Genomic DNA, 14,390 nt, shown 5'->3' on the forward strand with positions numbered 1-14,390 from the left:
TCAAGGCTTCATTATAGCAATTCGTCGCTTTTCTGCAGTTTTTGCAATTGATCCTTTAATAACTGCAGGCTCGGCATTTGCGCGATCGATTCCAAATTGCTTTGCTTGACCTGGACGCATATTTCCTTTCGCAAAATCTCCACTTCGCGGGGAGCCTTGAAACCGAGTTTTATCGTATCGCCGATGACCTCAAGCACGGTAATCTCGATGTTGTCTTGAATGACGACGGATTCACCCTTCTTACGCGCAAGCACGAGCATCTGAAAACATCCTCCCTTATCGCTTCTCCCCGGTAAATAACGGGTGTCTTGTCATATAGGCCGACCGGCCAAGAACAACTTGCTTGCCTTTGCGGTTATCCTGATTGATCACTACCGGGGCGACGAGGTTGATCGTGGCTGATTCCAAACTTCCGCTTACGTTAATAATCGACCTGACCAGTACTTGCTCGGTGCCTGTCACTTGCAATTCCGCGACAGCGGACTCCGGGATTTCGAAATCATAATCCGGATAGAAAAGAAACGGGCTCGAGATGATAAAACTCAGCTTCTCGTCCTGCGTCGACTGAAGAAATGCAAATGGATGATCTTCCTCCGGCGCGATAATCACGAAGGATTTCTGATCTTCAAAACCGGGAAGCCCTTGAGCAAAGTGGTACAATCCCGTTTCGGCGATCGTCAGCCTGCCGAACCGGTTCGTTTGCAATTCCATAGTCGTTTCACACTCCTAATCGTAACTACCTTCATCATAAAGAAAAATGCCATAGAATGAAACCGATTCCCGGCTTCCCTATAGCATAGATGATCCCGTTCGTGTGCTATGCGCGCAAGTCCAATTCGGCGACATGAAACGAAACAGACGGATATTGCTGCATATAAATCTTCACGCCGCCGCGTTGATAATTAATTTCGGGCTTATGCGTCTGCACTTGAATATCTACTTTGCCGACATCGATTCGCACATCCGGCTTTTGAATGTTAAACTCGATATCCACGTTATCAAACGACGCCGGCCCGAACACTTCCAAGTCCGGACCTCCTGCGTTCATATCCTCGAGCGCGATATCGGGGAATGGATTTTGTTTGATACGCAAGTCCCCCATACGATTGCCTTTCTCGACGATATGAGCAATGGCTTTCAAGGCAATCTCCGGTAATTGAGAATATATTCGCTGCCGAAACGCATCCGGCTTGCCGCCATTGAACGCCGCCCACATCCGATCCTGATTCAGGTTCAGTTCAGGCATTACGGTCGGCGCACTGATTCTGGTAGGCGTCGTCTGTATTTGAATATCCGCAGGTCTTGATTGGATCGCATAGTTTCCGGCTTGCGACTCGATCCCAATCTGGGCACGCTGGGATTCAGCTTGAATATAAGGAAGCTTCATCGATGCTCACCCGCTAACGAAGAAAGTCAACCAAGGACGGAGAGATAACTTTCGCGCCTACCGAGAGCGAAGCCTGATAGATGTTCTCGTTAATCTTTGAATCGATGAGGAGTTGATCATAATCGGCATCCTCGGTCTTCGACTGCATGTCCGTCAAATTGATCTCGAGATCATCCAAACGATTCTGCATCAGCTCGATCCGGTTCACTTTGGCGCCAACCTCGGATCTGGCATTGGTGATTTTGGCATCCCGGCTTTCGAGATTACCCAGCTGCGCGGCGGCTCCGGCTTGGTTGCCCGCCGCGAAATTACTGATAATATTGTCGATAACCGAAAATACGTTATCCGCTTCTACCGGATTGCCCGTGCCAAAAATTTCATTGCCCGATACGTTGACCGGCAGCGTTACGCCGACGCCTACTGCATAAGAGACGTCACCCGTATCCGTAACGACCTGTTTCGCATCGAATCCCGGCGCATTCTCGTCGTATGGGATTTTATCGAATTGCTGGCCGTTAAATACGTATTTGCCATTCAGCTTGCTGTTGGCAATGTCGACGAGTTGGCTCTTCAACTGCACAAGCTCGCTGTTGATGCTGTCCAGCGCATCTTGCGGATTCGTTCCGTTCGAACCGTTCACCGTCAATTCTTTGATGCGCTTCATGATATCGCCCGCTTGTCCCAGTACCGTATCGTTGAAATCCAGCCACGAGTGGGCGGCATCGGCATTATTCTGATACTGTTCGTTCGATGCCAGTTCCGTCCGATAACGGAGCGCATACGTAATGCCCACCGGGTCATCGGATGGTTTGTTGATTTTACGGCCGGTTGCAATTTGATTCTGTATATTATCCATCTGAGCCAGGTTTCGGTTCAGGTTGCGGGACAGCTGCATATGCATCATTCCAGGTGTTACGCGCAAGGACATCTAGGTTCGCTCCTATTCTTAGCGGCCGACAACGCCGGTACCGTTAATCAATTTTTCGAGCATTTGATCAAACGTGGTCATGAAACGTGCTGCCGCGCCATAGGCATGCTGGTATTTAATCAAGTCGGACATTTCCTCGTCAAGCGAAACGCCGCTGACCGACTGACGGTTGCTGTCGACCTGCTCGGTCTGCGCGGCGGAATTTTGGTATTGGCGCAACGCCTCTTGCGATTGGACGCCCAATGCGCCGACCATGGAGCTGTAAAAATTGTTGATGGTCGCTTCGGAAATGCCGTTTCCGCTCGCGGTCTGATCGAAGGTAAACTTCACTTCGCTCAAACCGGACATCAGCAGCGCCAAACTGTTGTTGCCCACGACGACCGTGCTTGTCCCGCCGGCGGTAACGGTCCGCATCGATGTCGCAATATTGTTCGTGTCGTCGGCTATGCTGGGATTCAACTGAATGCTCGCTGCGGTAAAGCCCGTCGCCCCGGCTTTGATCGTAAAGAAATCATCGGCGCCCTTTGCCGGATTGCCCATCGTATAGCCAAGCTTATGAAGCCCGTTGATCCCTTGAACCGTCATCGTGGTCGCCGTCGCGAGCGGGGTCGTCGTGCCCGGGAGAACGGAGCCTGCAGGAACCGTCACTTGAAAGGCTCCCGTCGCCAACGTGTTTGCGAGCGTGTCCAGCTGTTTGACATAGTCCGCGACATAGACATCCCGCGAGGTTATCATGCCGAACACTTCGCCGCTGTTTAGATCTCCAGTTTGAACGGCCGCCTCCAGCACCGCCGGCGTAAGCGGAGTCGCCGTATCGCCATTAACCAGCTCGGTGCCGCCCATGGAAATGTTGTATCCTTCCGGAGCTTGCGTTACGGTAATGTTGACGATCTGAGAAAGCTTGTCCGTGAGCAGATCGCGTTGGTCGCGCAGATCGTTGGCATCGTCTCCAAGCGATTCAATGCGGCGGATTTGCGTATTCAACGACGCGATGTTGTCCAGATACGAATTGGCTTCCGTCGCCTTCACATCTATGCTGCTCGTCAAATCCGTGCTCAAATCCTGCATTTGCTTGCTGGTCTGATTAAAGGAATCCGTTAGCGCCAGCGCGGTTTCGCGGACGATTTTGCGACCTGTGACGTTCTCGGGGTCCTTGCTGAGATCCGACCAGGCTTGATAAAATTTATCCATAACGGTACGGATGCCGGAATCCGAAGGCTCGTTCACGATCGCTTCCAGCTTCTGAAGCGTATCGGATTGAACGGACCATGCGCCGACGTATTTGCTTTGATTGCGGAATTGGTCGTCCAGAAAAGACGTGCGCACGCGATTGATCGCCGTGGCCTCGACGCCCGTTCCCAGTTGGCCGGCCGAGGTCGAGCGATTCCAACCGAAGGCCTCCATCGGCCTTGCCGCCGTCATCGTCACGCGCTGCCGCGAATATCCTTCCGTGTTGGCGTTTGCAATATTGTGCCCTACCGTATTGATAGAGGTTTGCTGAGCGAACAAGCTTCGTTTTGCCGTTTCGATTGAATGGAACGTCGATGTCATTGAACTGCCTCCCTAACCTTTTGTATCGAATGCGCTGCGCGTGGACAGGTTGTAACCGACACTCTGCGGATGCTGATAGGTAACATCGTTGCCGGGGTCGTCGACCATCAAATCGATCGAGTAGTCGATGAACTTCAGCGATTGTTCGATTAACTGCTGATTCAATTGATTGACCTTCTGCAGATCGTCCAGCGAATGTCGAAGCCCGGCATGCAGCTCCGTCAACCGCAATTTATCTTGCGGCGATGTGACCGTCCGTATCATCTCCGTTATTTTACCGCCTTTGTAACGCAGCATCCCGAGCGCGGAAAAATACTGACCCGACAGTCTCATGCGCCGCTGTTCCAGTTCCTCCGCGGTCTTCAGCAGCTTCCGTTCCTTCTGAATCGTGGCGTTCAGCAGATCGACTTTGTTATGAACGAGATAAGGCGTCTTCTCTTTCGCCAAGGCCAGCAATTGATCGTAAACCTCCGCTTGCATCTCCAGCGTAGCGATAATCGTCTCGACGTTCACGGAAATCCACCTATTCTTGTTTATGATTTTTCAGATACGGGAGGAGCTTTTCGGCGATCTTGCCGGACTCCACTTGATAGGTACCCGAGCGAACGGATTCCTTGAGCTCGTCGATCCGCTTCGCCCGTTCCGGATCGTTGACCCGGCTGTAGGACAGCATCTCCTGCGCTTCCGCCGAAATTTGAACCTCGTCCGTTTTCCGCTTGCGGCTCAGGCTGCCCGCCTGTTGATCGTTTTGTTTCTGGTACGGATTCACCGCATTAATCCGCTGCGTTTGGTTGATCTTCACGTTCATCCCTCCAACATTTCAAAAAGCCGATTCGCTAATACAAGTATTATCGGCAATTCCATTTAATTATTTATAGCCAATATTTAGCCTATAAAAAAGCCCGGCGGAGGAGAATCTACGAGATTCGCTTCGCCGGGCTTGATGCGATTATTTGTTTCGCGTGGTTCGATCCATGATGCGGTAAACGGATGCGACCGATGACGGCGCCTTTGCAGGGTCGGCCTGCTCCTTTGCCGGTTGATCCGGTCTCGCCTTGTTCACCTCTTGCAGCAGTTTAGCCCGGCAGCTGTCGCATTTGTTATGCTCCCGGATCAGAGTCCCGCACATCTCGCACGGATACATCAGGTTCGGCGCGCCGATCAGGGAAATCCGGCCCTCTTTGATAAACTTCGTGATTTGTTTAATGCTTACGTCCGTGGCTTCCGTCAGCTCGGTAATATTGGCGCCTTTATGTTTGCGGAGATAGTCCGAGCACAGCGTGTATTCGTTATCAATGGCTTTAATGCAGGCGGGGCAAACATCGCGGAAATTCTTCGCGAACAGTTTGCCGCAGCGCGGGCAGTTGTCGAGATCCATCTCTTCATGCTCCCTTCCAGGTCGCGAATCGTGACTTCATATTAACTCATACGTTGACAAAATTCACCCTTTTTTTTGGACGGGCTGCCGGGAAAGAAACGCGTGGCGGTTACCGTTGAGCCGAGTGCTCCGCTTATCCGGAAACGGTGCCGTTCACCGTGGCACTGCATGCTCCAATCAACGAAGCGTGACAGCCATCATGCGCCGTCACGCCTTGCCCGAGGAGCCGCGCGAGGTGCAGAAAAAATCCGGATTGATCGTTCGCGTCAGGTAAACGGATAGACCGGCAGTTAAATCGCGAGATTGCGAGGCAAGCGGCTGTAGCTCTTTCACCGGCCTGATTCCTACGATCGGGCCAGCGTGAGGCAGTAGATTTCATAACGCATGGTCGGCGCCGCTTGCCTCAAGGCGTCCGCCAAAGCCTCGGCGCAAGCGTTGACCGTGCTGCCGGTCGTGTAAATATCGTCGATTAGCAGAAGGCGGCAGCTGTCCGGCCGGCTGCGCGAATGCAGCAATTCTGCCAGTACGGCACTGTCGGCCCGGAACAGATTATGCGTGTCGCGCAGCCTCGCGCCCCGTGTCTTGGCGCTTTGCTTGACGCTATGCCGCGTCCGCCGCAGCGCACCGACGAGCGGGATGCCTTCGGGTTCCGCCAGGCGCGCGCCCAGCCGCTCCGCTTGGTTGAAGCCGCGTTCAAGGAGCCGGACTTCGCTTAGCGGCACGGGAATGACGGCATCGAAGCGTCCCGGCATGGTAGGCGGGAGCCGGAGTTCGGCGCAAAGGCCGCGATAGGCCATCGTCAGCAATTCGCCCAGCAAGGGTTCGAGCGCCTCGTTGCCGCCGTATTTGTACTGCGCGATCCACTCGCGGATCGCGGCGTCATAACGGACGGCCGAGCGGCTCAGCACGAATGCGGTCCGCGTCCGGCGAACGCAGTCGGGACAATGCTCGGGCCGGCCGCATATCGGACAATAGACGCGAGTAATCCATGGAATGCCGCGATAACAAGCCCTGCACAGGGAACCGAAATGTCCCTGCTGCCGCGGTTCGCAGCGGCCGCCGCAGACCAGGCAGGCATTCGCGCTCGCAGCGAGCAGCGCCGTGAACTTGGGAAACGCCCGCCGGAACGAGCGCAAAATCGATGGGACTGACATTCGTCCGATCACCGCCTTTCTTTGTCGATCAGATAGCCATGGCGCCTGGCAATGCGGTTCATGCTTCGAATCTGGGCAATCGCGGATTTCTGGGCACGCGTTCGCGCCGGCGCGCAGAAGTAGACGTTTCCCGCGGGATCATCCTTGGATCTCCCGGCCCTGCCGGCCATCTGGATCAGCGACGCATCGTCGAACAGCCTGCCATCCGCATCGAGGATGAAGACATCGCTCTTCGGTACCGTGACGCCCCGTTCGAGTATGGTCGTCGTGACGAGCAGCCGGATGGCACGCGCGCGAAACTGCTGAACCTTGTCTGTTCGATCGGGATCCTGCGACGAAGTGCCCCCGATGACGATCGTCGGAAAAAAACGCCGCAGCTTGGCGGCAAGCGGCTCAACGTCGCGGATCTGCTGCACGAAGACGAATAGCTGCGCGCCGCGGTCGATCGAACGGCGGAGCGCGGACGTCAACCCCCGCGGAAGGCCGCGCTGCTGAAGCAGCTTGCGCACGGGCGGAATCGAAAGCAAGCCCGGCACGGGAAGCGGATGCCTGTGGAACCGGACCGGGACGCGCACATGCGCCAATCGGCCGATTCTGGCTTCTGCGCGAAGCGCCGCCGGAGGCGTTGCGGACAAGAGTACATGCGTGCCTTCTGGCGTGCGCGCGTTCTCGGCGGCAAAGTGCAGCATCGGATCGCCGTGATAGGGAAACGCGTCAATTTCGTCAACGATGACGAGATCGAACCCTTCGCGAAATCTAAAGAGCTGATGCGTCGTGGCGAGCGTGATCTCTCCCTGCTCCCAGCGCTGCTGGCTTCCGCCGTATAAGGTGACGACGGCCGCGCCCGGGAACGCTTTGCGAATGCGCGGATCCAGCTCCAGCACGACATCCCGCCTGGGCGTGGCAATGAGCGTCCGGCCGCCTCGCTCCAACGCCGATGCAATGAGCGGAAAGATCATCTCGGTCTTGCCCGCTCCGGTCACGGCCCAGAGCAGGAATCTGCGGCGGGGCTGCCGGGGGTCGCTCGGGCCGTTGATGTAAGCCAGTGCCGCGGAGGCGGCGGCCGTCTGGGCGGGGCTGAGGTTCCAGACGGCGAGATCGGGCGCCGCAGCTTGGCTCGGTGCGGTTTGAGCCGCCTGCATGATCGGCTCGTGCCGTGTGCGCAAGGCGGGCGAATCGACGCGGGCGTCGGGAATACCCGGCGAGCCGAGAATGAGCAGGCCGCACTCGCGGCTGCGGCCCATGTTGAGGCACGCCTCGCAGTACGCGCATGCGCGGCCGCACGCGGCGCATGGGGTTCGGCGCATGCGCGCCGTGTCGCTGCCGCAGCGCTGGCAGCGGAGCCGCGGGCGCGGCCGGGCGCCCAGCGCTTGCCGCCACCGCAGCAGCCGGGGCTGCGGCTGCGGGGCGACCGCGCCGCCGAGGCGCAGCCGGCCGAGCAGCGCGGCCAGCTGGAGCGCGGGCGCCCACGCGCTCCAAGACGCCGGCGCGGCGCCGGCCGGCCCGGCCGCGCCCGCGGCCTCGAGCAGGGCGAGCGCTTCGCTGCCGAGCAGCGCTCGTCCCTGCAGCAGCGCAGCGGCGCGGCACGCGCGCGCCGCGAGCGCATGCGCGTCCGCGCGGCCGGCGCCCGGCTCGGCCGCGCGCGGCACATGCGCCGCATGTGCCGCAGGCTGCCGCGGAACCGGCAGCCCCAGGCGGGCGTCGCCCGCCCACGCGTCCGCGATCAAACGCGTCAACGTTTGATCCAAGCGCGGGCCCGGCAGGCTCCCGCCGGGCCACTGCTCCGCAACGGCCAGCGCATGGCCGAGCGGCAGCGGCTCCGTCCAGACGACAAGCCGTTCCGCCTCGCCACCCTCTCCGTCTCCAGCTGCGCTTTGTCGATATTGCGCCCGGCTATTCGCTTCATGCCCTTTCCCTCTTTCTCTTCCCGCCGCGTTCCCTTTCCTTGTTCCGACCCCGTTACCCGCGGCACGCCCTGTCTCCGCTCGGCCATACATCTCTTCCCGTTCCTCGCTCCTCGTTCCGGCATGAATGGCCCGCTCCGCCTCCGCGCGATATCCCGGAACAAGCCAATACGCCATATCGATTTCAGGCGCCAGCGACCAACCCGCCCAAGAGCGCTTCCCAGCGGCAACCGCGTACACAACAACCTTCATTCGCTTCCCCTCCGCTTGCCATGCGCCCGAAAAACCAAAAAAGCACACCCACGAACCGCCTTCCGGCAGTCCTACGGGTGTGCTTCACTCGTCGCAATATTCAGTTGTCGTAATTATACATCGCCCTCCCGAGGTACGCAATCCTTCTACGCTATGCGGTTTCCTACCCGTCAACTGATCAGAACGGCAGCTTCGACAAATCCGCCGGATCCCTCAGGTCGATCAGGACGGCATGCTCCCTTTCGGACACGATGCCCTCCGCCTGCAGCATCCACAGCAAATGCGTCGGTTCCAGCGGCTTTCCGCTGCTTTTCCCCGATTTCCTTGCCTCGTCCATGCCCGTGGCTGCAGTCCCGTGACTGCCGACTCTCCACCGCCAAATCGCGCGTAACCGTTGCCATTTTCCAGGGTGGCCGTCATGTTTCTTCGCTCCGTCGGCCGTATCCGCATGGGAATCCGGCGTAAACGGTGGAAGCCCTGCAGCCGAACCCGTCTCGCTGAAGGTCCCAAGACTCCGTTCACCATCCCCCGACGCGGCACCCATCCGGTTCGCAGCCATATCTCCACCCTCGTGCGCATGCACCTGCACATTCATCCCGTGTTTGGCAAATACCCGCGCGATGCTCAGCGTATCGTCCTCCGAGCCGTTGTCGACAATCGTCACCTTCACGTCCGTGCCCGTCATATGCGAGAAGCGGCGAAGCGAGCGCATATACCATTCTATCCTCGCCCCCTCATTGCCGGCGATCAGCACGTAATGCTTGGCGCGGCGTTCGCGCCCTAGGCGCATAGCCGAGAAGACGTAGACGACGGCGGCAGCCGCAACGTAGCAGCCCAGGATCCACAACAACACCGTAATCAAAGGCGTCCACCTCCTTTATGTGACATCATATGCCGCCGCGCGCCCAGAGGTTACGGCCGTTTCGGGACAAGAAAGGGGCTTTCGGCGACTGGCGCAACAAGGTGCGCGGGGTGCGACGACGCGTGACGGCAGTCACCCTCATGCGCGCAGTTACCGCGTCCTTCCATCCGCATGGTGCTCCGGCAAATCCTGTGGCTAGCCCGTCCCCGTAACGCCCCACTCAACCGCAAAAAAGGCCCCCGCATCGATGCGGAAGCCTCTTTCGTTCGTATGTATAGCCCGTTTACAGCGTAACCCAGCCAAACTTGATGGAGTGAATGACGGCCTGCGTGCGGTCGTCGACTTCCATTTTCTGCAAAATGCTGCTCACGTGGTTTTTGACCGTCTTCTCGCTGATGAACAAGAATTCGCCGATCATCTTGTTGCTCTTGCCCTCTGCCATCAATCGAAGCACTTCCGCCTCGCGTCGCGTCAGCGGATTATCCTCGCTCGGAATGAACTTGACGCCGGTTTCCCTTGCCGCCGCCGCTCCGGAGGTCGCGCCGATCTCGTCGAGATACGTCATGCGGCGAAGCTGGTTGATCAGCTTGCCCGTCACCTTCGGGTGGATGTACGCATAACCGTTCACGACGGAACGAATCGCGTTTGCTAACGCTTCCGCCTCCATATCCTTTAACAGGTACCCGCTCGCGCCCTTGCGAAGCGTCTCGAAAACATAGCTCTCGTCGTCATGAATGGAGAGTATAATGACTTTTACTTCCGGGAAAATATCACGGAGCCGTTCCGTCGCCACGACGCCGTTCTCGATGGGCATGTTGATGTCCATGAGCACGACTTCCGGCTTGTTCTGGTTGCAGAATTCCAATACCTGAATTCCGTCGTTGCATTCTCCGATGACTTCCAAATCATCTTCCATATTGAGAATCCGCTTAAGCCCTTCGCGGAATAGCTGATGATCGTCAGCAATCAATACTTTGATTTTGCGTTTGCCGCTAGAAGCTTTCATTTCCATCGTCATTCGTCATTTACTCCTTTCTAGTTTCCGCGTTGATGGGGATATGAATCGTGATTTTGGTGCCTTCGTTGATTGCGGATTCGATCTCCATCCTCCCTTCAAGCAGCTCCGCCCGCTCGCGCATGCCGATCAAACCGAAATGGACGCTGTTTTTGGCTTTGGATTCAATCAGGCTCGGTTGGAATCCGACGCCGTTGTCTTTGACGACAATTTTCACCATTTGCGCTTGATAGGTCATTTCGAGCGAGACATAGGACGGATTCGCATGCTTGAACGCATTGCTGAACGCTTCCTGAACCACGCGGTAAATCGCAGCTTCCATGGCCGAGGGCAGTCGAACCTCCTTGCCGATCGTTTCAAACATCGTGCGAATCTTGCTTTTTTCTTCATAATCTTGAATATACTTGCGAAGGGTAGGCACGAGTCCCAGATCATCCAATGCCATCGGACGCAAATTAAAAATGATCTTGCGGATCTCCTCGATGCCCGAACGTACCTGACTCTTCAAATCTATTAATTCTTCCTGCACGATTTGAAATTCCTGCTTAATCAGCATGCGTTCCGCAATTTCCGTCCTAAGCACTATATTCGCAAGCGATTGCGCCGGGCCGTCATGAATCTCCCGCGCGATCCGTTTGCGCTCTTCCTCCTGGGCCAATATGATCTTCAGCCCGATCTGCTGTCGGTTCTTGGCGGACTCCAGGATACGCGTCACCTGATTCAAATCCCCGGACAAGTACTCCAGCACCACGTTGATCTTGGAAGCGATCGATTCCGCCCGTTCGATGGACTTCTCGACATTGCGCACCCGCTTCTGCAACTCGTCGCGGCGGGCCTTCAGATACGTTTCCTTTTCCCGGAACATCATCAGTTCCAGCTGAAGCTGCGTCGCTTTCTCGTAGGCTGTTTTGATGTCCTCTTCTTTATATCGGACGAAGTCCCGGCTGACTTCAGTCAACCGGATCCTGGCCCGGCGGTAATCCAGCTCGAGCTGGTCCACCTTGTCGATAATATTCCCGGCTTCTTCCAGTACTTGACTCAATTCTTGGCCCAGCGAAAACATTTCTTTGCGCGCAGATTCGCAAATCTCGAAAATCTGATATTTGCTGTCCTCCATGACAAGAACGGCGTTCTTGATGACTTTATCGATATCGTCCACGCGATAATCCATGCTTTCCCGGCCCACTTTCTGCATGTTCTACTAATTCTATCATATCACATAATCAGTTGCAGGCATCCATTTCATTCGACGGTAATCGTGCCCAATTTTCCATCCCAATTTACGCGTAGGCCTAATTGCTCGGATACGAGTCGAATCGGGACAAGCGTGCGTCCGCTGCGGGTGATCGGCGCGACTTCGGATTGCTTTCGCACGCCCGTCAGCACGAAATCGTTACGTCCGACCCACATCTCCAGCAATTGTCCGCCTCGCAGCACGGTGACGCGCTTCAGCGCCGCATCCCAATCGATCTGGGCTCCCATGGCTTCGGTCACGAAGCGCAGCGGGAGATAAGTCGTGCCGTTCAAGAGCAGCGGCGCCACGTCGAGCTTATAGGCCTGGCCGCCGACGGTGGCGTTCTTCGAGCCCAGCTTCAGGCCGATCTTCGCGCGCGGCGGTTCAGGTACGACCGCCGGGTATTGGAACGCAAGGTTGTCGAACGCAAGCGCGCCCGTCAGCGCGCGTTCGTCCTGCCCGTCCTCCAGCGAGGCGACGTAAAGCCGCTTCAACGTGACGGGATAGGCCATTCCTTCGGCCGCCAAATTTACTTTTATCGTCTTCCATCCGGTCCAATCCACTTGCTTGGCCAGCGTGATCAGGTGCGCGGCGCCCTTGCTGTCGATAAACTCGGCCCGTGCCCAGTTCAGGCTGCCGTCGCCCATCACGTCGATGGTCATTCCGGACGGGCTGCCGTCCACTTTGCGGCCCGTACCGTTCAGGACGGCATAAGCGGCCTTCGTCCCGCTTCCGCCCGTGAAGTCATACTGCAGCTGCACGACGCTCGAACTATTCGTCCCGGGCAAACCCGCGACGATGGAGGACGTGCCTACTACACCATTCGTACCTTGGAACGAAATTGGATAGGTCTGGCTCTCGAAATCGTCGAATTTTTTGTCGGCGCCCGCGGTAAGCACGGCCATCGTCGAGAAATTGTCATAATGGGCAATGACGTAGCCGGCTTGCGCGGACGGGTTCACGGCATCGATCGTAAGCGTGCCGTCCTTCACGGAGCCCGTGAAGCCGCGCAGCTCCCATTTGATCGCGGATGCCGGAACCGTCATTTTGCGGCCGTCCTTCAGCGTGGCATGCACGGGAAGCGCCATGGATTTGCCCTGCTCGAGCACGAGCGAGCCCGCATCCACCGTCATGGCGGCGATGGAATCGCCGCCCACGATCTCGATCGGCAGCTTGTCGCTCGCGCTGCCGGATTTCACGGTGATCGTCGTCGTGCCCGATTTAGTCGCCGTGAACGTGTTGCCCGAGAAGCTGCCCAGCGGCGTGCCGACCAGCCATTGCGGCTGCAGCGTTCCGGGATCGATCGGATTGTAAAACGTATCGTAGGCTTTCATCGCGTACGTCGCCTGCTGTCCCACGAACAGCACGCTGCCGCCGCTCGCTTTGATGCCCATCAACGCGCCCGCGGGCGCCGTCGAGAAGACGCCGAGGCCGTTTGCGACCAGGCGCTGCGTCACGCCGTATTCCGTCGGAAAGGAGAGTTGCGCCGCCGTCTCCCCGAGCGGACGCGAGATCATCGTCGTGGATCCGCCTCCGTCCAGGTTCATCCCTTTCCACACGCCCAGCTGCACCATGATTTGCTGCAGCTCCGCGAGCGTGACGCCCAGGCTGCTGTCGCTGTCCTCCACCGTGATGATGAACGCCTTCTTGCCGTCCTTGGAGTACCCCAGCGCCGTGCGCGCGCGGTCGCTGTTCGGACTGATGCTGCTCGTACTGCGGGAGAAGGTTGCCGCGGCGCCGCCGTTGACGAGGATCGTGTGTCCGCCGATCAGCATCTGCAGCGAACCCGGGTCGATCTTCTCGCCGGTCGATTGCGCGATCAGATTATAGCTGGCCGAGACTTGGGTTCCCACCTGCAAATGCGCGCGCGCGTATTCGGCCGCCTTGCCGTGCGTACGGAGAATATATCCGTCGGCCGGCACGCTGCCCGTGATCATCTTATTGTCGGCGAATTGCGTGACGATGCCGTTCTGCACCAGAATTTCCGTCGGCGTCGTGGAGCTGTCGGTTGCGTCCGGTCTCGACTGCGTCCACGCGCCCGTATAGATGTACATGGCGTTGGCATGGCTGAACGCGTTGCCCGGCTCCGTCTTGTAAGCCGCCTTGTTGATGCCGGACAGCGGAAAGACGGAACCGTCGGCCGCCGTTACCGCCCCTTCAAAACCATATGTATCAATCGTCGGCTTATGCTCGTTCGTCAGCGCAAAAGCATACATGCCCGTCAGCTGCGAAGGACTCGAGACAAGCTGGCCGCCCGTCACTTCGGCGCCGATCGGATTGCCTTTGCCGCTGGCCGTATTGAAATAATCCCCGTTCACGCCGGCTACAGCGCCGGTTTGGCCCACCATGTTACCGACGGAGCCGACGCTCGATACGGAGCCTGCCTTGCCGTTCATGACATCGAGCTTCACATACGGGTTCATCAGGTCGACCTCGATGACATGTACCTTCGAAGGCGTTGCTCCGGCCTTGCCGGTCCACGAATAATCGACGCGCTTGGCGCCCGACGTAATCATTTCCGTATTGATCTGCACAAGCTGCTTGACTGCCGCCTGGATGGCATTCGTTGTCGTTCCGTTAGTAGCTGCCGACGCAAAGGCCGGTACGGCGATCATCAATGGCTGCGCAAGCAGCGAAGCCCCAAGCGTCCATATTAGCAAGCGTCTGCCGTTTTTGCCCGGCATCCGGGTCGTCTTCTGTTCGTTCCGCATTTCTCTAACAACTC

At 57.6% G+C, this 14,390-nt stretch carries 14 protein-coding genes; all 14 read right to left on the bottom strand.

What is annotated here, in order from left to right; translation table 11 throughout:
- Positions 1-11 precede the first annotated feature (11 nt).
- The 14 genes from csrA to AC50YL_RS32215 all read right to left on the bottom strand — a co-directional run bounded on the left by csrA (position 12) and on the right by AC50YL_RS32215 (position 14,376).
- Positions 12-260, bottom strand: a complete 249-nt coding sequence (gene csrA, locus AC50YL_RS32150; protein WP_494837464.1) for a carbon storage regulator CsrA — start codon at positions 258-260, stop codon at positions 12-14.
- A gap of 16 nt (positions 261-276) precedes the next feature.
- Positions 277-711: a flagellar assembly protein FliW gene (fliW, locus tag AC50YL_RS32155; protein WP_494837466.1), complete on the bottom strand. Its 435-nt coding sequence runs from the start codon at positions 709-711 to the stop codon at positions 277-279.
- Positions 712-817: 106 nt separating this feature from the next.
- Complete coding sequence (locus tag AC50YL_RS32160; protein WP_494837468.1) at positions 818-1,387, bottom strand: DUF6470 family protein; 570 nt, start codon at positions 1,385-1,387, stop codon at positions 818-820.
- 13 nt (positions 1,388-1,400) lie between these two features.
- Entirely contained in the window at positions 1,401-2,315 is a 915-nt protein-coding gene (gene flgL, locus AC50YL_RS32165) for a flagellar hook-associated protein FlgL (RefSeq protein WP_494837469.1), read from the bottom strand.
- 18 nt (positions 2,316-2,333) lie between these two features.
- The gene (gene flgK, locus AC50YL_RS32170) at positions 2,334-3,866 is read right to left on the bottom strand and encodes a flagellar hook-associated protein FlgK (protein ID WP_494837471.1); all 1,533 of its coding nucleotides are present in this window, start codon (positions 3,864-3,866) and stop codon (positions 2,334-2,336) included.
- Between the two features lie 12 nt (positions 3,867-3,878).
- A complete protein-coding gene (locus AC50YL_RS32175; RefSeq protein WP_494837472.1) occupies positions 3,879-4,379 on the bottom strand; it encodes a flagellar protein FlgN in 501 nt (166 codons plus the stop codon).
- Positions 4,380-4,389: 10 nt separating this feature from the next.
- On the bottom strand, positions 4,390-4,668 hold the full coding sequence (gene flgM, locus AC50YL_RS32180) for a flagellar biosynthesis anti-sigma factor FlgM (RefSeq protein WP_494837473.1): 279 nt from the start codon (positions 4,666-4,668) through the stop codon (positions 4,390-4,392).
- Positions 4,669-4,815: 147 nt separating this feature from the next.
- Entirely contained in the window at positions 4,816-5,244 is a 429-nt protein-coding gene (locus AC50YL_RS32185) for a TIGR03826 family flagellar region protein (protein WP_494837474.1), read from the bottom strand.
- A gap of 344 nt (positions 5,245-5,588) precedes the next feature.
- A complete protein-coding gene (locus AC50YL_RS32190; protein WP_494837475.1) occupies positions 5,589-6,398 on the bottom strand; it encodes a ComFC family protein in 810 nt (269 codons plus the stop codon).
- Between the two features lie 8 nt (positions 6,399-6,406).
- Positions 6,407-8,554: an ATP-dependent helicase ComFA gene (locus tag AC50YL_RS32195; protein ID WP_494837476.1), complete on the bottom strand. Its 2,148-nt coding sequence runs from the start codon at positions 8,552-8,554 to the stop codon at positions 6,407-6,409.
- Between the two features lie 178 nt (positions 8,555-8,732).
- Positions 8,733-9,407, bottom strand: coding sequence for a glycosyltransferase family A protein (locus AC50YL_RS32200; RefSeq protein ID WP_494837628.1), 675 nt, complete (start codon positions 9,405-9,407; stop codon positions 8,733-8,735).
- Between the two features lie 292 nt (positions 9,408-9,699).
- Positions 9,700-10,428 carry a response regulator gene (locus AC50YL_RS32205; RefSeq protein WP_494837629.1) on the bottom strand — a complete coding sequence of 243 codons (729 nt, stop codon included), beginning with the start codon at positions 10,426-10,428 and terminating at the stop codon, positions 9,700-9,702.
- Between the two features lie 13 nt (positions 10,429-10,441).
- Positions 10,442-11,602, bottom strand: coding sequence for a sensor histidine kinase (locus AC50YL_RS32210; protein ID WP_494837630.1), 1,161 nt, complete (start codon positions 11,600-11,602; stop codon positions 10,442-10,444).
- Between the two features lie 71 nt (positions 11,603-11,673).
- A complete protein-coding gene (locus tag AC50YL_RS32215; RefSeq protein ID WP_494837477.1) occupies positions 11,674-14,376 on the bottom strand; it encodes a stalk domain-containing protein in 2,703 nt (900 codons plus the stop codon).
- Between the last annotated feature and the right edge of the window lie 14 nt (positions 14,377-14,390).

The organism is Paenibacillus sp. J22P277, assembly GCF_059383675.1.

Coding starts and splice junctions, on each gene's coding strand:
- AC50YL_RS32215 (WP_494837477.1), bottom strand. CDS start 14,376: ATGCGGAACGAACAGAAGACGACCCGGATGCCGGGCAAAAACGGCAGA.
- csrA (WP_494837464.1), bottom strand. CDS start 260: ATGCTCGTGCTTGCGCGTAAGAAGGGTGAATCCGTCGTCATTCAAGAC.
- AC50YL_RS32210 (WP_494837630.1), bottom strand. CDS start 11,602: ATGGATTATCGCGTGGACGATATCGATAAAGTCATCAAGAACGCCGTT.
- AC50YL_RS32185 (WP_494837474.1), bottom strand. CDS start 5,244: ATGGATCTCGACAACTGCCCGCGCTGCGGCAAACTGTTCGCGAAGAAT.
- fliW (WP_494837466.1), bottom strand. CDS start 711: ATGGAATTGCAAACGAACCGGTTCGGCAGGCTGACGATCGCCGAAACG.
- flgL (WP_494837469.1), bottom strand. CDS start 2,315: ATGTCCTTGCGCGTAACACCTGGAATGATGCATATGCAGCTGTCCCGC.
- AC50YL_RS32160 (WP_494837468.1), bottom strand. CDS start 1,387: ATGAAGCTTCCTTATATTCAAGCTGAATCCCAGCGTGCCCAGATTGGG.
- AC50YL_RS32190 (WP_494837475.1), bottom strand. CDS start 6,398: ATGTCAGTCCCATCGATTTTGCGCTCGTTCCGGCGGGCGTTTCCCAAG.
- AC50YL_RS32205 (WP_494837629.1), bottom strand. CDS start 10,428: ATGGAAATGAAAGCTTCTAGCGGCAAACGCAAAATCAAAGTATTGATT.
- AC50YL_RS32195 (WP_494837476.1), bottom strand. CDS start 8,554: ATGAAGGTTGTTGTGTACGCGGTTGCCGCTGGGAAGCGCTCTTGGGCG.
- flgK (WP_494837471.1), bottom strand. CDS start 3,866: ATGACATCGACGTTCCATTCAATCGAAACGGCAAAACGAAGCTTGTTC.